The 20,810-nt window shown below is 64.9% G+C and carries 19 protein-coding genes and 1 pseudogene; 10 read left to right on the top strand and 10 right to left on the bottom strand.

The annotated features are described in order from the left end of the window. Positions 1-269 precede the first annotated feature (269 nt). The 4 genes from HV681_RS02320 (at position 270) to HV681_RS02305 (ending at position 4,831) form a co-directional block, all read left to right on the top strand. Complete coding sequence (locus HV681_RS02320) at positions 270-1,055, top strand: bestrophin-like domain (protein WP_175121523.1); 786 nt, start codon at positions 270-272, stop codon at positions 1,053-1,055. Positions 1,056-1,199: 144 nt separating this feature from the next. Then, positions 1,200-2,522 (top strand): tetratricopeptide repeat protein, encoded by a 1,323-nt coding sequence (locus HV681_RS02315; protein WP_175121522.1) that lies wholly within the window; start codon positions 1,200-1,202, stop codon positions 2,520-2,522. Positions 2,523-2,577: 55 nt separating this feature from the next. After that, on the top strand, positions 2,578-3,720 hold the full coding sequence (locus HV681_RS02310) for a formylglycine-generating enzyme family protein (protein WP_175121521.1): 1,143 nt from the start codon (positions 2,578-2,580) through the stop codon (positions 3,718-3,720). 85 nt (positions 3,721-3,805) lie between these two features. After that, positions 3,806-4,831 (top strand): HAD family hydrolase, encoded by a 1,026-nt coding sequence (locus HV681_RS02305; RefSeq protein WP_437340372.1) that lies wholly within the window; start codon positions 3,806-3,808, stop codon positions 4,829-4,831. 38 nt (positions 4,832-4,869) lie between these two features. Here the strand turns inward: HV681_RS02305 and HV681_RS02300 are convergent. The 4 genes and pseudogenes from HV681_RS02300 to HV681_RS02285 form a co-directional block, all read right to left on the bottom strand. Next, positions 4,870-4,965, bottom strand: a pseudogene (locus HV681_RS02300) (arsenate reductase); the annotation flags it as partial. A gap of 25 nt (positions 4,966-4,990) precedes the next feature. Beyond that, positions 4,991-6,070 (bottom strand): ACR3 family arsenite efflux transporter, encoded by a 1,080-nt coding sequence (gene arsB / locus HV681_RS02295; RefSeq protein ID WP_175121520.1) that lies wholly within the window; start codon positions 6,068-6,070, stop codon positions 4,991-4,993. 39 nt (positions 6,071-6,109) lie between these two features. After that, positions 6,110-6,436, bottom strand: a complete 327-nt coding sequence (locus HV681_RS02290; RefSeq protein WP_175121987.1) for an ArsR/SmtB family transcription factor — start codon at positions 6,434-6,436, stop codon at positions 6,110-6,112. Between the two features lie 67 nt (positions 6,437-6,503). Continuing rightward, positions 6,504-7,412: a LysR substrate-binding domain-containing protein gene (locus HV681_RS02285; protein WP_175121519.1), complete on the bottom strand. Its 909-nt coding sequence runs from the start codon at positions 7,410-7,412 to the stop codon at positions 6,504-6,506. Between the two features lie 278 nt (positions 7,413-7,690). Between HV681_RS02285 and HV681_RS02280 the strand changes: the two genes are divergently transcribed. From HV681_RS02280 to HV681_RS02270, 3 genes are all read left to right on the top strand, one after another. Next, positions 7,691-8,476: an SDR family oxidoreductase gene (locus tag HV681_RS02280; RefSeq protein WP_175121518.1), complete on the top strand. Its 786-nt coding sequence runs from the start codon at positions 7,691-7,693 to the stop codon at positions 8,474-8,476. A gap of 42 nt (positions 8,477-8,518) precedes the next feature. After that, positions 8,519-9,454: a dihydrodipicolinate synthase family protein gene (locus HV681_RS02275; RefSeq protein ID WP_175121517.1), complete on the top strand. Its 936-nt coding sequence runs from the start codon at positions 8,519-8,521 to the stop codon at positions 9,452-9,454. A gap of 65 nt (positions 9,455-9,519) precedes the next feature. Continuing rightward, positions 9,520-10,224: a ribonuclease activity regulator RraA gene (locus HV681_RS02270; protein WP_175121516.1), complete on the top strand. Its 705-nt coding sequence runs from the start codon at positions 9,520-9,522 to the stop codon at positions 10,222-10,224. Between the two features lie 69 nt (positions 10,225-10,293). Here HV681_RS02270 and HV681_RS02265 read toward each other — a convergent pair whose 3' ends face one another. The 5 genes from HV681_RS02265 to HV681_RS02245 all read right to left on the bottom strand — a co-directional run bounded on the left by HV681_RS02265 (position 10,294) and on the right by HV681_RS02245 (position 15,854). Then, on the bottom strand, positions 10,294-11,019 hold the full coding sequence (locus HV681_RS02265; RefSeq protein WP_217467816.1) for a type 1 glutamine amidotransferase: 726 nt from the start codon (positions 11,017-11,019) through the stop codon (positions 10,294-10,296). A gap of 195 nt (positions 11,020-11,214) precedes the next feature. After that, positions 11,215-12,669 (bottom strand): N-acyl-D-amino-acid deacylase family protein, encoded by a 1,455-nt coding sequence (locus HV681_RS02260; protein ID WP_175121515.1) that lies wholly within the window; start codon positions 12,667-12,669, stop codon positions 11,215-11,217. A 5-nt stretch (positions 12,670-12,674) separates the two neighbouring features. After that, positions 12,675-13,661: a Bug family tripartite tricarboxylate transporter substrate binding protein gene (locus HV681_RS02255; protein WP_175121514.1), complete on the bottom strand. Its 987-nt coding sequence runs from the start codon at positions 13,659-13,661 to the stop codon at positions 12,675-12,677. A gap of 139 nt (positions 13,662-13,800) precedes the next feature. Further along, positions 13,801-14,829, bottom strand: a complete 1,029-nt coding sequence (locus HV681_RS02250) for a threonine ammonia-lyase (protein ID WP_175121513.1) — start codon at positions 14,827-14,829, stop codon at positions 13,801-13,803. A 35-nt stretch (positions 14,830-14,864) separates the two neighbouring features. Beyond that, on the bottom strand, positions 14,865-15,854 hold the full coding sequence (locus HV681_RS02245; RefSeq protein WP_175121512.1) for an N-carbamoyl-D-amino-acid hydrolase: 990 nt from the start codon (positions 15,852-15,854) through the stop codon (positions 14,865-14,867). A 293-nt stretch (positions 15,855-16,147) separates the two neighbouring features. On the opposite strand from HV681_RS02245, the gene HV681_RS02240 reads away from it, so the two are divergent. Next, positions 16,148-17,086: a LysR family transcriptional regulator gene (locus HV681_RS02240; protein ID WP_175121511.1), complete on the top strand. Its 939-nt coding sequence runs from the start codon at positions 16,148-16,150 to the stop codon at positions 17,084-17,086. On the opposite strand, the gene HV681_RS02235 is transcribed toward HV681_RS02240, so the two are convergent. Then, positions 17,080-17,856 (bottom strand): LamB/YcsF family protein, encoded by a 777-nt coding sequence (locus HV681_RS02235; RefSeq protein WP_175121510.1) that lies wholly within the window; start codon positions 17,854-17,856, stop codon positions 17,080-17,082. The two genes, HV681_RS02240 and HV681_RS02235, sit on opposite strands and share 7 nt — an antisense overlap. A gap of 145 nt (positions 17,857-18,001) precedes the next feature. Here HV681_RS02235 and HV681_RS02230 point away from each other — a divergent pair, with 145 nt between their 5' ends. Together HV681_RS02230 and HV681_RS02225 are read left to right on the top strand one after the other, a co-directional pair. Next, positions 18,002-19,051, top strand: a complete 1,050-nt coding sequence (locus HV681_RS02230; RefSeq protein WP_239213667.1) for an ABC transporter substrate-binding protein — start codon at positions 18,002-18,004, stop codon at positions 19,049-19,051. Between the two features lie 52 nt (positions 19,052-19,103). Further along, positions 19,104-20,810, top strand: a complete 1,707-nt coding sequence (locus HV681_RS02225; RefSeq protein WP_175121508.1) for an ABC transporter permease subunit — start codon at positions 19,104-19,106, stop codon at positions 20,808-20,810.

Here is a 20,810-nt window from a genome sequence, read left to right as displayed (position 1 = left end):
CAGTCCGGGACGCGTAGTCCGGGACGCGGAGTCCGCGGGATTTGAACTGCAATAATTTTCATCTTCCTTACCCGCCTGTCAACGAGATTCTGCAATGCGCTTGCATGCGTGCGCCGCATTGGTCAACACGGACCGGCACGGCTGTATCACGCGTTGGCTGCGCTTGCGCGATTGCCAGCCCGCGCGCGTTGCTCTTATCGTTGATGCGTTCCGGACGCGCCAGCGTACCGCTCGCACGTTCCTCCGGTAATTGCACACGCGAGGTTCCCATGGACTACTCGTTTCTCCTGGCAGGCTTGGCGGCGGCGTTCTTTGTGGCGCTGTTTGGCGCTATCGCATTGGGCAAGCGATTGGGCAGAAAACTTGAGGAGAACGGCGGGGCAGGGGTGGCGGCGATCGAGGCATCGGTGTTTGCGCTGCTGGGGCTGCTGGTCGCGTTTACGTTCTCGGGCGCGGCGCAGCGTATGTCGGACCGGCGCGATCTCTTGATCCAGGAAGTCAACGCCATCGGCACGGCATGGCTGCGGGTTGATCTGCTGCCTCCCGCTGCGCAGCCGGCGCTGCGGGCGCAATTTCGCCACTACGTCGATCAACGGATCCTTTATGAACGCCATGTCGCCGATCTGGATGCGCGGACCGGAATTGCGGCCAAGGCCAGCGCGCTGCAAATGGACATCTGGCGGGCCTCCGTCGGGGCGGCGCGGGACGATGTTGCGCCGCCGCTGGCGGCCTCGTACGTGCAGGCAGTGAATGACATGTTCGATGCGGCGACCGCGCTTGTCGCCGCCCAGAAGGTGCATCCGCCCATGGCGGCCTACGTTTTCCTGGGGTTTCTTGCGCTGATCTGCGCCGGGCTGGTGGGCGTGAAGCTGGCCGCAACGCAACGGGGGACGCTACTGCACGAGCTGATCTACGCGCTGGTCATGACCGCGGCGCTGTACATCATCATCGACTTTGAATTTCCACGAATCGGCACGATACGCATCGACCAGAGCGACGCGTTGCTGGTGTCGCAACGCCAGGCGATGGTTGACCCGCCGTCTTCCCGCCCGTGACGCCGAGGCTGCGGTAAGCGCGGGCGTATGCCCATACCCGCGAACTCGGTGCAGTCGCACTAGCGCAGTTGCGTTTTGCCGGCACACGGCATCCGTGCTTATATTTCCGAAGCCCGTCGCGGGCCGGCCCTTTGGGAGATCACCATGGCGCTGAGCGATGTGCGGGGCAATCCCGTTTCCAGCGATGAACCGGCGTCGATGGCCGCATACGAACAGGCGCAAAGCTTGTTCCACGGCTATTACGGCGATCCCTTGGGCATCATCGACGGGGCGCTTTCCGAAGACCCCGTCTTCGTCATGGGCCACCTGCTGCGCGCAGGCATGATGATCACCGCCAGCGACAAGTGCGTCGAACCGCTGCTACGCGAAAGCGTTGAGGCTGCCGAAGCACTCGTCGATATCGCCAATGATCGCGAGCGCCGTCATACGGCGGCGGCGCGCGCCTGGCTCGACGGCAATTTCTCTACCGCGTTGCGGCGCTACGCTGACATCCTTGCGGATTACCCGCACGACACCCTGGCGCTGCAGGTGGGCCACATCGGCGACTTCCTGCTTGGCCGCTCGGCCATGTTGCGCGACCGCGTGGCCGGCATTCTGCCCGCGTGGACCTGCAAGATGCCCGACTACGGCTACGTGCTGGGCATGCACGCCTTCGGGCTGGAAGAGACCAATCTCTATGCCGCAGCGGAGGCCCAGGGCCGCCGCGCGCTGGACCTGAACCCCCGCGATCCGTGGGCCGTGCACGCGGTGGCTCATGTGCTGGAAATGCAGGGCAGGGTGGACGAGGGCATTGCCTGGCTGAACGGCCGGCGCGACGACTGGTCCAGCGACAACATGCTGTCCATCCACAACTGGTGGCACCTGGCCCTGTTCCACCTCGACCGCGAGGACATCGCCGAAGTGCTTGCCATGTACGACGACCGGCTGCGCGAAACATCCACCGGGCAGGTGCTTGACCTGATCGACGCGTCGGCCATGCTGTGGCGCCTGTTGCTGCGTGGGATCGATGTCGATTGGCGGTGGCGGCAGCTTGCCGAAGTCTGGCAGGCGCGCGGCGGCACGGGCTACTACGCCTTTAACGATGTGCATGCGTTGATGGCCTACCTGGGCGCCGGCGACGGGGCAGCGGCACAGTCGTTGATCGAATCCATGGAAGCCGCCGCTCAGGGCGCCGGCACCAACGCGATGATGACGCGCGACGTGGGGCTGCCGGTGGCGCACGCGCTGGTGGCCTTCACGCGCAAAGACTACGCATTGGCCGCGGATCTGTTGCGCGACGTGCGCCTGATTGCGCACCGGTTCGGCGGCAGCCACGCCCAGCGCGACGTGTTGGCGCTGACGCTGGTCGAGGCGGCGCTGCGTGGTGGCGCGCGGTCGCTTGCGAAGGTGCTGACCGCCGAACGCATGAGTCTCAAGCCCAACAGCGAGGGCAACCGCAAGCTGGCCTCGCGGGCTGCGGCGCTGTAACGGCATCAAAAGATACGCCTGCATTGCGAAAGGATTCTCTTCAAGGAGAACGCGCATGAAAAAGCACGCGAAGATCGGGTTGGCGTTGGTGGCAATACTGGGCGCGACAGGCGCGATCGGCGCGTATGTCGTGGTCTCCGCGCCACCGGCGGGGCCGCACGTCATCACGTTGGGAGACGGCAAGCAGGGACCGGCGGCGATGGCCTGGATACCCGGCAACGAATTCCTGATGGGCAACGACCACCAGATGTCCCAGCCGAACGAGCGCCCGGCGCACAAAGTGCGCGTCAGCGGGTTCTGGATGGACGTGCACGACGTCACCAACGCGCAGTTCCGCCGCTTCGTCGAGGCGACAGGCTATGTGACGACCGCCGAGCAGAAACCACGCTGGGAAGACCTGCGTGTCCAGCTTCCGGCTGGCACGCCGCGTCCGGACGACAGCGCCTTGCAGGCGGGCGCCATGGTGTTCACCGGCACGGAGACCGAGGTGTCGCTGCGCGACTATTCGCGCTGGTGGCGCTTTGTTCCGGGCGCAAACTGGCGGCACCCCGAGGGGCCGGGCAGCAACATCGACGGCAAGGACGATCACCCGGTCGTGCAGGTGTCTTACGCGGATGCGCAAGCCTACGCCACGTGGGCGGGCAAGCGGCTGCCGACGGAGGCCGAGTGGGAGTTCGCCGCGCGGGGCGGCCTGGAGCAGGCTACGTATACGTGGGGCAACGAGCTGCTTCCGCAGGGCAAGGCGATGGCCAACATCTGGGACACCCGGCAGCCGCAGCCGTTTCCCGTCGTCAAGGATGAAAAGGTGCAGGTCGGCACCACGCCGGTAGGCAGCTTCGCCCCCAACGGCTATGGCCTGTACGACATGGCGGGGAACGTCTGGCAATGGACGTCGGACTGGTATCGCGCGGATGCCTTCAAGTTTCAGGCGCAGTACCGCCAGCCGCCGCAGGACCCGGCCGGACCCGCCGACAGCTTTGATCCCGACGACGGCGGCACGCCCGTGTCGGCGCCCAAGCGCGTGACCCGCGGCGGATCCTTTCTTTGCAGCGACACGTATTGCATCAGCTACCGCGCCAGCGCGCGGCGCGGCACGGACCCGCTCAACCCCATGTCGCATATCGGCTTTCGCACCGTCATGACACCGCAGCAGTGGAAGGCGGCGCAGGCGTCTCAAGGCAGCATCGCCAGCCGTTGACGCCTGTTCGCCGTGCGGGGCGCGGACAGGGGAAATCGTTCAAAGGATGTCACCACCGCGCCATGCGCGCGCTCGGGAGATCGTCATGCAAGCTTCGATTCAATATCGCTCCATGCGGCGGCTAGCCAGGATGTGGCTCTGCATCGTGTGCCTGCTGGCCGGCTGCGCCGCGTCCGACCGCCAGAAGCAGGCGGAGTTGGCGTCCTGGACCGACGGGCCATCCCGTGTGGCCATCGTCGCGTTCGTGAAGGCAGTCACCGAACCGGGCAGCCCGGACTTCGTGCCCGAGGAAGATCGTATCGCCGTGTTCGACAACGACGGCACGCTGTGGAGCGAAAAGCCGATCTACTTCCAGGTGATGTTCTCGATGGACGAGGTCCACGCGCTGGCGCCATCGCATCCGGACTGGGCCACGCGTCAGCCGTTCATGGCGGTGCTGCAGAACGATCATGCCGCGGTGGCCAAGTCCGGCGAGCGCGGCATGATGGAAATCGTGTTGGCGACCAACACCGGCATGCCCGTCGCGCAATACACGCAGCGCGTCGATCAGTGGCTGCAAACCGCGCGCCATCCGCGCACCAAACTGCCGTACGACAGCATGACGTACGTGCCGATGCGGGAGCTGCTGGATTACCTGCGCGCGCGCGGCTTCAAGACCTACATCGTGTCGGGCGGCGAAACCGAGTTCATGCGGGCCTGGACGCAGAAGGCCTACGGCATCCCGCCGGAACAGGTCATCGGCACGGCGTTCGGCAGCGAATTCGTGGCAAGCGGCAACGGGTACGCGCTGATGCGGTTGCCGAAGCTGGACTTCAACGACGACGGCCCCGGCAAACCCGTGGCCATCCAGCGTCACATCGGCAAGCGTCCCATACTGGCCTTCGGCAACTCGGACGGCGACCTGCAGATGCTGCAATGGACCACCGCCGGGCCGGGCAAGCGGTTCGGCGGCATCGTTCACCACACCGACGCCAAGCGCGAATGGGCCTACGACCGGGATTCGAGCGTCGGTCGTCTGGACAAGGCCCTGGACGCGGTGCGGGCCAGTGGATGGACGGTCGTCGATATGGAGAAGGAGTGGAAGCGGATCTACGCGCAGGATTGGCAGTGATCCGCAGCGGAGGGCGGCGGCGCCTATCGTCCGGGCCAGACGATGGTGGGGGCTTCGCCGCTGTTGCGAATGAGCGCAAGGACTTTGCGGGAGGTTCCGCAAGCAGGGTTGTGATTGATCGTGATCGAACTCATGGCATGTCCGATGGCCATCGCAGCGTCAGTTGCGCGCGGCGCCGGCTTCGTACCAGCCCTTGCTCCGATTCACGATCCGCACGACGAGCAGCATGACGGGGACCTCGATCAGCACGCCGACCACCGTTGCCAGCGCCGCCCCGGACTGAAAGCCAAACAGGCTGATCGCAGCTGCGACCGCGAGTTCGAAGAAGTTGGACGCGCCGATCAGCGCGGACGGGCACGCGATGCTGTGCTTTTCACCGACGCGCCGGTTGAGCCAGTACGCCAGGCCGGAATTGAAGAACACCTGGATCAGAATGGGCACCGCCAGCATCGCTATCACCAAGGGCTGCCCGATGATGGCTTCGCCCTGAAACGCGAACAGCAGGACCAGCGTCAGCAGCAGGGCGGCCATCGAGAACGGACCGATCCGCGCTAACGCGGCATCGAACGCCGCCTGACTGCGCCGCAGCAACGCGCGGCGCCACACCTGTGCCAGGATGACCGGCACCACGATGTACAGCCCAACGGAAACCAGCAACGTGTCCCACGGCACGCTGATGGCGGACAGGCCGAGCAGCAGTCCAACCACCGGGGCGAAGGCAAACACCATGATCGTGTCGTTCAACGCCACCTGAGATAGCGTGAAAACCGGATCCCCGCCCGTCAGCCGGCTCCAGACGAACACCATTGCCGTGCACGGGGCGGCGGCAAGCAGGATCAGACCCGCGATGTAGCTGTCGAGCTCGTCGGCCGGCAGCCAGGCGGCGAAAACGTGGCGGATGAACAGCCAGCCCAGAAAGGCCATGGAGAACGGCTTGACTGCCCAATTGATGAACAGCGTCACGCCGATACCACGCCAGTGTTGCTTGACCTGATCCAGCGCGCCAAAGTCCACCTTCAGCAGCATCGGGATGATCATCACCCAGATCAGAATGCCGACCGGCAAATTTACCTGGGCGACTTCCATGCGACCGATGGCCTGGAACACGCCGGGGGCCGCCTGGCCCAATGTCACGCCCAGGACGATACAGAGAACAACCCACAAGGTGAGATAGCGCTCGAAGACGCTCATGGAAGGGCGCTGGGGCGCCAGACGTGCGGCGGGTGCGATGGAGGGCATGGGCTGTAGGAGAGAAGGGCGGTAGGTAGGGGGGCTGGGTCAGCAGGATTCACACGCGCCGCGATCGGTGACTGCGCAAGGCGCACCCGCGCAGCAGTGCTCGGTCAAATAGCCCAGCAGGCCGTTCATGCGGGAAAAGTCGGCGCGGTAGATCAGGTTGCGGCCTTGCTGTTCGATGGAGACCAGTCCCGCATGCGCCAGCTCTTTCAGATGGAATGACAACGTGTTGCGCGCCACGGCAAGCTGGTCGGCAAGCACGCTGGGGGTCAGGCCTTCTTGTCCGGCGACGACCAGGGCGCGGAATACGCGCAGGCGTTGGGAATGGGCCAAGGCGGCGAGGGCGAGCACGGCATGTTCTTCATTCATGCGCCGGATAATACAACGATTGTTGAACTGTTGAATAGTGGTGAACGCGGATGCGGCCCGCTTGAGATCAACGCGGGAATTCACCCCCCGCGCTCTCATCCAGCAACCAATCCCGAAACGCCGCCACCGCCGGGATGGCCAACTTGTCTGGCGACGCAAGGAAAAAGTATCCCGCGCCCGTGCTGAATTCCTCATCCAATGCGGGCGCCAGCACGCCTTGCCGTAACTCATCCTCCACCAGGAAGGTCGGCAACAGCCCCACGCCCAAGCCCGACGCCACCGCCTGGATCAGGTGCGTTGTCAGTTCAAACTGCGCGCCCCAGCGCATCGAGCGCACGGGCAGGCCGTGGGCTTCGAACCAGCGTTGCCACACGGCCGGCCGGGCCGCGACTTGCAGCAGCACGTGCTGGATGAGGTCTGCGGGCCTGCGGATGGTCTGGCGCGCGGCGATGTCGGGGCTGATGACCGGGATGACGTGTTCATTCATCAGCCGATGCGGGACCAGTCCCGGCCAGTCGCCATCGCCCACGGCAATGACGGCGTCGATGCCGGCCAGATCCAGGTCGAAGCGCGTCACGCGTGAATGCAGGTGAACCAGAATGCCGGGATGGCGCGCATAGAAGCGGTGCAGCCTGGGCATCAGCCACTTGGCCGTAAACGTGGGCAACGCGGCCAGGTGGAAGGCGCCTCGGCCAGTGCGATGCGAGATCGCCTGAAGCGATGCGCTGCGGATGCGCTGCAGGGCGGCGGCCAGTTCTTTCTGGTATCCCGTGCCCGCCTCGGTCAGCACAATCCGCCGCTTTTCCCGGCGAAAAAGCGCGACTTCCAGCAGATCCTCCAGCGCCTGCACCTGCCGGCTGACGGCGCTTTGCGTCAGCGCAAGCTCGGTCGCCGCTCGCGTAAAGCTCAGATGGCGGGCGCTGGCTTCAAAGGCCAACAGCAGGGACATGGAGGGGGTGAGGCGGCGCAGGTTCATTCAGTTCGTGCATGAAAATGGTGGCCCCAATATAGCGGAATTGCCCGCGCCCACAGCTTTCACGCTGGGAGACACATACCTTGCAACTGGCAAATCATTCATAAACCGAATGATATATCCAACAATTTTCCGTTTTTCCGCGACGCGCTTTGGCAAGAGAATGAGGTCTACAGGGCGCACCTTGCGATCCATCAGGAGCAGGGTGGCGCGACGCGGTCAAGATAGGCCTGCCAGCGCTCAGCGCTGACTGATCAGGCTTTTTACGTACGGAGGTAAAGATGGATTTGGGTATCAAAGACAAGACGGCGCTGGTGTTGGGCGGCGGCGGTGGCCTGGGCAGCGCCATTGCACAGTCGCTGGCGCGCGAAGGCGCCAAGGTGGTCGTCGCCGATCTGAACCTTGACGCCGCAACGGCCACCGCCGACGGCATCAAGGCCCAGGGCCTGTCTGCCTTTGCCCTGCAATGGGATCTGCGTGCATTGGACGCCTTTGACAGCCAGGTGACGTGGATCGAGGCCAATGTGGGTCCTGTCGATATCCTGGTCAACAACACCGGTGGCCCGCCGCCCACGCCGTCTTTCGGACAGCAGGCCGATCTTTGGCGCGAGCATTTTGAAGGCATGGTGCTGTCCGTCATCAAGCTGACTGATCGCATCCTGCCGGGCATGCGGGAACGGCAGTGGGGCCGCATCATCACCAGCACCTCGTCGGGCGTAATTGCGCCGATTCCCAATCTGGGCATCTCCAACGCGCTGCGCATGTCGCTGGTGGGGTGGTCCAAAACGCTGGCGCGCGAAGTGGGCAAGGACGGCGTAACGTCGAACATCGTGCTGCCGGGCCGCATTGCGACGGCGCGCATCTCTTTTCTGGACGAATCCCGGGCCAAGCGCGAAGGGCGCAGCGTAGAGGACGTCAGCCGCGAAAGCACCAGCGCCATTCCGGTGGGCCGTTACGGTGACCCGCAGGAATACGGCGATGCGGTTGCGTTTCTGGCCAGCGCGCGGGCCAGCTACATCACCGGATCGACGATCCGGGTGGACGGCGGCCTCATCGCAAGCATCTAAGGCCTGACGCCTGACTCAACCCACTTCTTGAAGAAACAGACCATGAAACTGACTGCTGACGCGAAAGGCGTATATCCCATCGCCCCGACGCCGTTCTTTGACGATGGTTCCGTCGACCACGCCTCGATCGACCGCATGATAGAGTTCTATCTGGCTTGCGGCTCGACCGGCCTGACCGTATTGGGCCAACTGGGCGAAGCGCCCAAACTGGACTTCGCGGAATCCCTGGAAATCGCCTCGCAGGTGATCGGCAAATCGCAGGGCATTCCCATCGTGGTGGGCGTGTCCGCGCCCGGCTTCGCCTCCATGCGTTCGCTCACGCGCGAGGTGATGGACCGTGGCGCGGCCGGCGTCATGATCGCGCCGCCCAACACCTTGCGCACCGACGATCAGATCGTCAACTACTACCACCAGGCGGTGGAGGCCATTGGCGACGACGTTCCGTTTGTGTTGCAGGACTATCCGCTGACGTTCTCGGTGCAGATGGCGCCCACGGTCATCCGGCGGATCGTGACCGATCTGGCTTCGTGCGTCATGCTCAAGCACGAAGACTGGCCGGGCCTGGAGAAGATCTCGGCGCTGCGCCGCTTTGAAGCCGAAGGCGCCATGCGGCATATCTCGATCCTGTGCGGGAACAACGGCCTGTTCCTGGACTACGAAATGGCGCGCGGCGCCGACGGCGCCAACACCGGATACTGCTTTCCCGACATGCTGTGCGACTTCGTCAAATGGGTAGGCGAGGGCAGGACCGAAGAGGCGCATGATCTGTTCGATGCGCACCTGCCGCTGCTGCGCTACGAACAGCAGCCGGGTGTCGGCCTGGCCGTGCGCAAATACGTGATGATGCGCCGGGGCATCCTGACCAGTGCGGCGCAACGCCGGCCGGGTGCTGCGCTGACCAAGCAGGCGCGGACCGAGGTCGATCATCTGTTGGCGCGCCTGGGCAAGCGCGACGCGCGCGCGCGGGATCTGGTTTAAGGCATCTGCCGCATCGAGCTCGGGCGCGCTGAGCGCCCATTCTGATTTCACAGGGAGAAAAACCCATGACCGTTTCGGACGAGGTTCATTTCAAGGCGCTGTCCGGCGTCACGACGGCAACACTGACCACCATTTTGTTGAAGAAAGGGCTGCGCAACGTCTGGATCCGCGGCGCCTTCCCGTTGGCGCAAGGCCTCGAACGCATCGTCGGCCGCGCGTTCACGGTGCGCTTCGTGCCGGCCCGCGAAGACCTGGCCACGCCGGAATCATGGTCCTCGCCCAAATCCAGCCGCGGCGCCATCGAACAGATGCCCTCTGGCTGCATCGCGGTGGTCGACGCCATGGGCGTGAAAGACGCCGGCATCTGGGGCGACATCCTGTGCGCCCGCATGGCCAAGCGTGGCGTCGCGGGACTGGTGACCGACGGCGTCGTGCGCGATCTGGCCGGTGTACTGGGAACCAAGCTGCCCGTCTGGGCGAGCGGGGCGGCGGCGCCTCCGTCGGTGGCCGGCCTGACGTTCGTGGATTGGCAGCAGCCCGTCGCCTGCGGCGGCGTGGCCGTTTTTCCCGATGACGTGATCGTTGCCGACCAGGACGGCGCCGTCGTCATCCCGGCCGCGCTGCTGGCCGACGTGGTTGACGCCGCCGTCGAGCAGGAACGGTTTGAAGGCTGGATCATGGACGAGGTCAACAATGGCGCCGTGCTGCCGGGCCTGTACCCGCCGAACGAAGCCAACAAGGCGAAATACGAGGCGTCCAAGAAGCGCTGACCCTCGGTGAAAGCAAAAAGGCGATGCCGGGAAACCTGGCATCGCCTTTTTTGTTCGGGCCGGTGTCGATCAGGTCCGCGCGCGCTGGCCGATGGTGGCCACAAATGCGCGGGCGATCCGCGCGCCGGCTTCGTCGGCGTCGGCGGCAAAGCGGGCCCGGTCCTCGGCCGCCTGGGTCTCCAGCCAGCCCGGCGCAATGCGATTGACCCGCTCGGGATTGCCGCGCGTCCAGTCGTGAACCACGTCGCCACTGGCTTCAAAGTGGAACTGCATGCCGTAAGTTGCCCGCCCCACGCGGAAACACTGATTCTGGACCATTTCGGATCGGGCCAGAAGGAGGGCGGACGGGGGCAGGGTGTAGGTGTCGACGTGCCACTGGAAACTGGTGAAGCCGCCATGCAATTCGGCAAACAGCGGATCGGCGCGCCCATCGTCCGTCACGGTCAGCGGCGTCCAGGAGAACTCCCGCGCCACTCCCAACAGGTTGTCGGCGCCGTAGGCGCGGGCCAGCACCTGCGCACCTAAGCAGATGCCCAGCACGGACTTGCCGGCGTCGCCAAATGTGCGCATCAGCGCGACGAGTTTGGGCAGGTAAGGATAAAGATCATCGTCCTGCGCGCTCGGCCAGCCGCCGGGAACGATCAGGGCGTCGAAGTCGTCAAGGGCAATGTCGCCAAGACCGTCGCGATAAACGCGGAACCAGGTGATGTCGGCCTGGGCTTCATTCAGCGCGCTCAGCAGAAGGCCGAGCTGCGTGTTCTCCATGGTTTCGATGATGGCGACGCGCAGGGTCATGGGGTCTGGACGGGGATGGGTTGGGGAGGCTTGGCGCGCATCTTATCTGATGGCTGCGTGGTGACGGGACAAAAACGGCCATTTTGTACTTTACATAATAAACATTATGCGTAATTGATTAGGGCCAGGAGAGATCTTCCCGTGGCCCCCTTTGTCCCGGTGCAATCAGCCGGTCAAGTCGCCGGTCATGCGTGCTCAGCGGCCCGGCCGAATCACCTTGCCACGGCGCGATCCAGTGGCGCCTCCCGCCTGCCACGCAACGCTGCCGTTGACCAGCACGTAGTCGATGCCCACTGCCTGGCTCGTCGGCGACGACCAGGTTGCGGTGTCGGCGATGGTGTCTGCATTGAAAACGACGAGATCGGCCGCGTAGTCCACCGCGATGCGGCCGCGTTGCGGCAGACGGAAGTAAGCGGCGGGCTTGTCCGTCATCTTGTGCACGGCCTGCTCCAGCGTGAACAATCCGATGTCGCGGCAGTAATGGCCCAGGACCCGCGGGAACGTGCCCCACAGGCGCGGGTGCGGCGCGGGATCGTGCGGCATGCCGTCCGAGCCGATCATGGTGCCCGGGTACGCCAGGATGCGCTGGACGTCCGTCTCGTCCATGATGAAGTAGATCGCGCCAGCCGGCTGCAGCGCATCGACCGCGTCCTCCGGGCTCAGACCCATATCAAGCGCGATGTCGTCCAGATCGCGTCCTGCGTACTGGGGATATGGCACCGACTTGGTCACGATGACGCGGCTGGACACCGCCAGGCGGTCTTTGCGCAGGATGGTGGATCCTGCAACGTAGGGATAGCAATCCAGCGCCACCTTCTGCCCCTGCCCCGCTTTGTCGATGTGCGCAAGCGTTTGAACCGAGCGGCCATGATTGCGTGGACCGATCAGCTTGTGATGCGAGATCAGGACGGGCGCATCGCCGGCGGCGCCCACGGCGAAGGCCTCATCCAGCGCGGCGAAGATGCGGTCGCCCTCGTCGCGGATATGGCTGGCGTACAGCCCGCGATGCTCGCGCAGCACGCTGGCCACTGCCATCAATTCATCCAACGTGGCCGGCATGGCCGCCGGATATGCAGTGCCGGTCGACAGGCCGATCGCGCCGCTCTCCATGGCTTCGCGCAGCAGGGCCTGCATGTGTTCGATCTCGGCCGCCGTCGCGGGGCGGTCCAGGTCGGCCATCGCGGCCGCGCGCAGCGATGTGTGCCCCACCAGACAAGCCGCATTCACGGCGGGCGGATGCCGGTCCAGGTTCTCCAGGTAGGCGCCGAAGGTCTCATACGGAAAATCGCCCAGCTCGTTGCCCAGCAGGTTGATCGGCGCGGGCACCTCGCCTCGCCAACCCGAACGCCACGGCGCCTGGCTGATGCCGCAGTTGCCGGTCACGACCGTGGTGACGCCCTGGCTCAGCTTGGCGGGCATGCCGGGATCCATCGACAGGTAGCGGTCGTCGTGGGTGTGCGTATCGATGAAGCCGGGCGACACGATCCGGCCGCCCGCCTCCAGCACCTGATCGGCGGTGGCGCCGTCCAGGTCGCCGACGGCCGCAATGCGGCCGCCGCTCACGCCCACGTCGGCCCGGACGCGGTCAGCGCCGGTTCCATCAATTACCGTGCCTCCACGGATCAGCAGGTCGTAGCGTTCGTGGTTCATAAGATTCAGTCAATCTTGACGTTGGCTTGCTGGATCACCTGAGCCCAGACCGGGCGCTCCACGTGCGCGCGCTCAAAGAGCTGCTGGCGCGGGCCGATGTTCGGCACATAGGCCATGCTCTTGAGCTTCTCTTGCACGTTTGGGGATTGCAACGCCTTGTTGAAGGCGGCGTTCAGATAGTCCAGAACCTTCGGATCGGTGTCCGCCGGCGCCACATAGCCGGTCCAGGCCACGGCGCGGTAGCCCTTCAGCCCCTGCTCATCCAGCGTCGCCAGATCGGGCATGGACGGATCGCGCTGCAGATCGGTGACGGCCAGCGGCACGACCTTGCCCTGCTCCACGAACCCCGCGATGGACGAAATGTTGTCGAACACCAGGTCGGCTTCGCCGCGCAGCACGGCCAGGTCCGCCTCGACGCCGCCCTTGTACGGCACGTGCATAAATTCCACCCCTGCCATCGTGCCGAACATCGCGGCGCTCAGGTGCCCGGTGGTGCCATTGCCGCCCGAGGCGACGACCAGCTTGCCCGGGTCTTTCTTGGCCATGGCGATCAGCTCGGCGACGCTCTTGACGTTCAAGCCGGGGCGCACGGCCAGCAGATTCTGCACGGAGCCCGTCAGCGCGACAGGCGCCAACTGCTTGTCGGCGTCGTACTGCAGCTTGGCGTAGAGGCTTTGATTGATGGCAAGCGTAGCGACGTTGGCAAACCCAATCGTGTAGCCATCTGGCGCGGCGTTCGCCACCGCTTGGGTGCCGATGATGCCCGACGCGCCGGTGCGGTTCTGCACCACGAAGTTGCCGCCCGTCTGCTTGGCCATTTCCGCGGCCAGCAGGCGCGACACGAGGTCGGGCGTGGTGCCGGTATTGAACGGCACGACGATCGTGACCGGATGTTCGGGATAAGCGGCCTGCGCGGCGGACGCCGCCATCAAGGTAAATGCTGCGCTCGCGGCCGCGAGCCAGCGCTTGGCGCTGCTTTGATACGTGGACATGGTTTTCTTCCTTGGACTGTTATAGGTGTATCCGCGCGGGCTCTGCGTCCCGCGTGGGTTGTGCAAGGCGCCTGATGGGCGCCCTTACTGCTCGGCAGGCCTGAAAGGGTCCCGCCGTTCCGGACTGCGGCGCGAGCGCTCAGTCCAGGGCGATCTGACGCAAAAGCGGTAGATCGATGTTTCCGCCTGAGAGCACGATGACCGCATCGCGGCCGTCGGCCGACAGCTTTCCCGCCAGCAACGCGGCAAGCGCAACCGCCCCACCCGGCTCGATCACCAGGCGCAGTTCTTCGAGCGCGAAACGGATGGCGGCGGCGACTTCGTCGTCGCTCACGGACACGGCAGCGCTCAGGGACCGGCTGTTGATCGCATAGGGCAGTTCGGCCGGCGTCGCAGCCTGCAGCGCGTCGCACAAGGTCTTGGCGCCCGCCGGATTGGTTTCACGCTTGCCGGAGGCCAGCGACCGTACCGTGTCGTCGAATTCGAGGGGCTCCACGGCCACCATCCGGGCTTGTGGCGCAAGCTCGCGCAACACCAGTGAACAGCCCGCCGCCATGCCTCCGCCGCCGCACGGCGTCGCGAACAGACCCAGGTTTGCAAGCGCTGCGGCAGGCAGGTCCTGCAGGGCTTCCAGCGCCAGCGTGCCCTGGGCTGCCAGCACGTCGGGATGGTCGCCGGGCGGCAGCAGCGTGGCGCCGGTTTCGGCCAGGAGACGCATGCCAATCTCTTCGCGGCTTTCGCGAGTGCGGTCATAGCGCACGACCCTGGCGCCATGGCGCAGCGCCTTGTCCACCTTGTTTTCCGGCGCGTCGACCGGCATCACGATGGTGGCGGGAACGCGCAGGCAGCGGCTGGCCCACGCGACAGCCTGGCCGTGATTGCCGGTCGAATACGCCACCACGCCACGCTCGCGTTGGGCTGGCTCCATGTTCAGCAAGGCATTGAACGCGCCACGGGCCTTGAACGAACCCGTCACCTGGAGGTTCTCCAGCTTCAGCCAGACTGGCGCCTGCGCCAGTTCATCAAGGACGGGCGAGCGCAACAGCATGGTACGGCGCACATGGGGTGCCAGCCGCTGGGCGGCGGCGGACACGTCGGCATATACCGGCACGCGCAGGGTGCCGAGCATTTCGTGTTCGATGGTCAGAGGCAGGGGCATCGCGGTCATGGAGCTATCCAGCAAGGGAGAAGAATTGGGACGCATCAGGCGGACGGCGTCCAGACGGCGGGCGCGACGCTGCCGGTCTGCTCGATCAGCCGGCTATAGGCTTCGGGACGGCGATGCTTGGCGAAGTTGAAGACCGTGCTGCGGCCCAATTCACACAAGTCCAGGTCGCAGTCGGCGACGATCAGCTCGTCGTCCCACGTCGCAGCCATCGCGATGATCTCGCCCTGCGGATTGACGATGATGGAATGGCCCAGCAGTTCGTGGCCGTCCTCGGTGCCGGCCTTTGCGACGGCCGCGGCAAAGGTGGCGTTCTGGTAGCAGCCGGCCTGGATGGACAGATGCGAATGCAGCACCCTCAGGTGGTGCGCCTCAAATCCGCGGTTGTCTTGGTTCCGGCTGGGCGTGTTGTAGCCCAGCATCACCAGTTCGACCTGTTGCAGCCCGAGCACGCGCCAGGCTTCCGGCCAGCGCCGGTCATTGCAGATCAACATGCCCAGATTGGCGTCGATACCGGATGCGACCGGCGCGCGTACGACGGGAAAGCCCAGGTTGCCTACTTCGAAGTAGCGCTTTTCCAGATGCTGGACCTGGCGATGCTCGGCAAACTCGGCGTGGCCGGGCAAATGGACCTTGCGGTACTTGAACACGATTTCGCCGTTTGGCGCGATCACGACAGACGTGTTGAACCGGCGCTTGCGCACCACGCCCTGCTCGTCCGGTTCCCACGCCAGTTCCGCGTAGCCGAGGTAAACCATCAAGCCGAAGCGTTTGATGGCATTGAACAGCGGCTGTGTGGCGGGTGACGGCAGGCTGGGTTCGAACCATGCGTCGGCCTCGTCCAGGTCCTCGCAATACCAGCGGGGAAAGAAAGTCGTCAGCGCCAGCTCCGGGAACACCACGACCTGGGCGCCGCGCTGATGCGCGCGCTCCATCAGCCGGATCATGCGGCCAATCGCAACATCGCGACCTTCGGAACGTTGGATCGGACCCAATTGGGCGGCAGCGACGGTGACGATGCGGGACATGGAAAAATCCTGAGGTGGGTTGCGATATGGCTTGCAGCATGACGCGGCGGCAGCGGCGCGCAAAGACGGCCCGCCCAGCGAAATGACCCGTCCAGCGTTCTCTCCCAAGACCCGCCGAGCCTTGAAAACAAACGGTTTTGCGCGCAACCCCGGCCTTGCGGACCGGCGCGGGGACTGTGCATTTAGTTATGGGGTGCGCGCAAAAGGTCATGGCGGAGCCGTTGTGTGCGCGCAGCGGCGCTTCCCCGACATAAAATGGCCGGCAACGCGTTCCCGTCCACGAGTGCTTCCTTATGTCCGGCCCCCTTCCCTCTGCGCCCGGAGCGCTGACGCTTCGCCAGATCGAGGTCTTTCACGCCGTGATGCTGACCGGTTCGCTCAGCGAAGCGGGTCGCATGCTGTCCGTGACGCAACCCGCCGTGAGCCGTCTGCTCGCCTCGGCCGAAAACCGTTTGCGCTACCGGCTGTTCGAGCGCGTCAAGGGGCGTCTGCATCCCACTCCCGAGGCGCGCCGCCTCTTTGTCGAGGCCGAAGAGATCTTCGGCCGCGTCAATCGCTTCAACGATCTGGCGGGCGCGCTGGGCGCGGGTTCGGCTGGCGCCGTAAGCCTCGTTTCCAGCCCCAGCTTCAGCGAATGGCTCATCCCTCACGCGATCCAGAAGTTTCGCGAACGGCATCCCGATACGCCCATCCGCTACCGCCCGCTGGCCTTCGACGCGCTGCTGCCGCACCTGTTGCTGGGACAGGCCGATTTCGGTATCGCCTCGATGCCCCCGCCGGTGAACGCCAATATCGTCAGCGAGGAGATCGGCCAAGGGTGGCTGGGGTGCGCAGTGCCGCGCGGTCATCCGCTGGCGGTGCGCAGCCGGCTGCGGGCCGAAGACCTGCAAGGCCATCTGCTTATTGGCTATGGCGCAGACACGCCGTTCGGACGTCTGGCCAGCCGGTTCCTCCATTCAGGAGCGGCGTCAGTGCACCCGCAGATCGAAATACGTTCCACGCCCGAAGCGCTGTCGCTGGTGCGCCAGGGGGTGGGCGTGGCGCTGATCGAGTCGTTCGGCTATCACCCCAGCTTCCGCAAAGACTTCATCCTGCTACCCACCGAACCCGCGCTCAGCCATGCCATCCATCTGCTGCATTCGGCCAGCAGCCCGCTCTCCAGCACGGCAAAGCGCTTCGCGACCGTGCTGCGGGCGCTGATCCGGCAAGCGCAGAAAGACGCGCCCTACTGAAAGTCCAGCTGCGAAATCGGCCGCAGGCGCACGCCCTCTTCCAGCAACGCATCGCGCACCGCGCGCGCAATCTCCACGCCTTGCGGGTTGTCACCGTGCACGCAGATCGTGTGCACCGGCATCTCGACCACCCTGCCCCCCACTGTGCGGATTGCCTGTTCTCGCACCATGCGCAGCGCCTGCGCAGCCGCCGCGGCCGGATCGTGGATGACGGCGCCCGGCTCGCTGCGCGGCAGTGTAAGCCCGTTGTCGCCATAGAGACGATCGGCGAAGACCTCGCAGGCCACGCGGATGCCCGCCCGGCGCGCTGCGCGCTCGGTTTCGTTGTGCGGCGTGCAGACGAGCACCAGTTCCGGATCGAGCGTGCGCATCGCCCAGGTCAGCGCCTCGGAAAGCGCGCGGTCCTCGAACGCCAGCGTGGCCAATGCGCCGTGCACCTTCACGTGCGTCACGCGATGCCCGGCCGCGCGGGCCATGCCCTGCATCGCGGCGATCTGGTACGCAATCATGTCGCCGATGGCCTGCGGGCTGTCGCCCACGATCTTGCGCCGACCGAAGCCCCACAGGTCGTTGAAGCCCGGATGGGCGCCCACGTCGATGCCCCGCTTTAGGGCGGATGCCGCGGTTTGGTGCATCACGGATGCATCACCACCGTGAAAACCGCAGGCCACGTTGGCCGAGGTGATGAGGTCCAGCATGGCTTCGTCGGCACCGATCTTGTAGTGGCCGAAGCTCTCTCCCAGGTCGGAATTGAGGTCTACATCGCGCATCAGAAGGACTCCAAGAAAAGGCGAAATTGAAGGTTTGGCATACCGTTGGCATGCAAATTGCATGCCAAGGACTTGCCGAGGCGAAATGCCCTGGATCGGGGCGAGTCTGCCCACCGCGCTTTTCTTATGGAACGGAGTCCAAGCAATGAATTTCACATGGAAGAACGTCACGTGCACCATCGCCGCCGCGCTGGCGATGGCCACGGGCGCTGCACAAGCGGCCGAGCTCAATTTCGCAAGCTGGGGAGGCAACTACCAGGGCGCCATCCGGGACGCGTGGCTCAAGCCGTTTTCCAAGGAAGCCGGCGTTACGGTTCACGAGGACACCGATCCGCAGGTCGCGAAGATTCGCGCCATGATCGACACCAAGTCGATCACGTGGGATGTGGTGACTGAGAACAGCGCCCGCCTCACACGCGGCATCAAGCTTGGCGTCTTCGAGAAGATCACGCCAGACATGGTCAACCAGGACCACGTCATCGCAAATGCCCGCAACGATTACGGCGTGCCGTCCGAAATCTTCTCCACCAACATCGGCTTTTCGACGCAGGCGTTCCCTGCCGGCAAGCCTCAGCCCAGCACGTTCGCCGATTTCTGGGACGTGAAGAAGTTTCCTGGCAAGCGCACCCTCCAGGACGATCCCGCGACGGTGATCGAAGCGGCGCTGATCGCCGACGGCGTCGCGCCTGCGGACGTGTACAAGGTGCTGGCCACCCCTGAAGGCCTGGATCGTGCTTTCAAGAAGATCGACGAGATCAAGCCGCACGTCGCCCGCTGGTGGAAGAGCGGCGCGGAACCGGTCAACGCGCTGGGCAGCGGCGAAGTGGTGATGGCGCTGGGCTGGAACGGCCGCTTCCAGGCAGGCATCGATTCAGGTCTGCCCATCGCCATGGGTTGGGGCGACAGCATCGCCCAGGTCGGCTACTTCGCCATCGTCAAGGGCGCGCCAAATCGAGACGCGGCCATCAAGCTGCTGAACTACATGATCCAGCCCAAGCACCAGGCCGAATTCAGCAAGTACATCGCGTACGGCCCGACCACCGAGCAAGCGCTGCCGCTGATCGACGCCAAACGCCTGGAGCGTCTGCCGTCGACCACCGAGCGCCTGAAGAACAGCATCTTCCTGAATTCGGAGTTCTGGGATACGAACGGCCCGGCCATCACCGAACGCTACAACCAGGTCCGCGCCCGCTGATCTTTCTGCCTCTTCACTCAGACGCCGGTGTGCGCGCCGGCGCCAAGATGCCATGACTACGAGCACCGACGCCCTTTCCCTGCCCGTCGCCACACCGCGCCGGGCCGCCGCCTCCCGGCGCGGCCGCGTTGCGGCCCTTGCCGCGCTGCCGCTGCTGCTTTTCCTGCTGTTGTTCTTTGCCGGCCCGATTGCAGGTCTGCTCGGCAACGGTTTCAAGGGAGAGGACGGCGGACTGACGCTGGGCCACTATCGCCATCTGCTGGACACGCCGATCTACCGCATCGTGCTCGTCAACACGTTCACGATCGCCGCGGCGGTCACGCTGGCCTGCGTGCTGTTGAGCTATCCGCTGGCCTACCTGATGGCGACCGTGTCGCCCACGGTGGCGCGCGTGCTGTTCTTCGCGGTGCTGCTTCCCTTCTGGTCCAGCGCGCTGGTGCGCACATCGGCGTGGATCGCCTTGCTGGGCAAGAACGGGCCGTTGAACACGCTGCTGACGACAGTGGGCATTCTGGACCAGCCGATGGCGTTCCTCTATAACTTCACCGGGGTGATGGTGGGCATGACGCACGTGCTCATGCCCTTTGTCGTGCTACCGCTCTATGCCTCGTTCCGGTCCCTGGACGGCAGTCTGGTGCAGGCCGCGCAAGGCCTGGGTGCAGGATCCGCAGGCATCTTCAGCAGGGTCATCCTGCCTCTGACCAGTCCCGGCGCCGTTGCGGGCGGCATCATCGTCTTCATGAACGCGGTCGGCTACTACATCACGCCGTCGCTGATGGGCGGGCCTGCCCAGCGCATGGCTGCCGAATTGATTTCGCACAACATCACGGAAGAGCTGAACTGGGGGCTGGCGTCGGCCCTGGCTGGCGTGCTGCTAGCCACCGTGCTGCTATCGCTGTGGCTGTTCAACCGGCTGTTCGGCCTGAACAATCTGATCAGCGCCAGCTCCGGCAAGGGCAGCAACCACACGGGCTATCGACGCACGCCGGGCGGCCGGGTATCCGCAGTGCTGGGCGTGATATGCGCCGTATTCCTGCTGCTGCCCATCGTCGTCGTCATCCCGATGAGTTTCGGCACGACGGACTTCCCCATCTTTCCGCCACCCAGCTATGGGCTGCGGTGGTACGAGAACTTCTTTACCGATGGCAAGTGGCTGGCCGCCTTGGCGTCCAGCACTCGGATAGCCATCGTCGTTACCCTGCTTGCGACGGCGCTGGGCACTGCAGCAGCCTTGGGGGTCAGCAGATTGGCTAAGCGCCATCAAGGCTGGCTGGACGCATTCTTCATCGTCCCCATGTCTGTCCCGGCCATCGTCACGGCGGTCGCGCTGTACTACCTGTTCGCGCCCGTCGGCTGGGTCGCGAACTCCATGGCCGTGATCCTTGGTCATACGGTGCTGGCCGCGCCGTACGTCTACATCACCATGCGCGCGGCGCTGCGCAGCCTGGATCCGAGCCTCGAGCTTGCTGCGCTGGGCATGGGCGCCACCTGGCCCGCGATGTTCAGGTTGGTCATGCTGCCGGCGCTGATCCCCAGCCTGATCGGCGGCGCCGTCTTCGCCTTCGTCAGTTCTTTCGACGACGTGGTCATGGCGCTATTCCTGACGACGATACGCAACCGCACCCTCCCAAAACTGATGTTTGAAGGCATGGCCAACGACTTCGATCCCACCGTTATCTCCGCCTCCTGCCTACTGGTCGGCGCAACGGCACTCATTCTGCTCGCCAACCTGCTGATCAGCAAAAAGAAGGAACACTGA

This window comes from Achromobacter animicus (genome assembly GCF_902859585.1).
Lineage (GTDB): Bacteria > Pseudomonadota > Gammaproteobacteria > Burkholderiales > Burkholderiaceae_B > Achromobacter > Achromobacter animicus.
The sequence above is the reverse complement of the archived record's forward strand: the minus strand, read 5'-3'. Positions and strand labels throughout refer to the sequence as shown.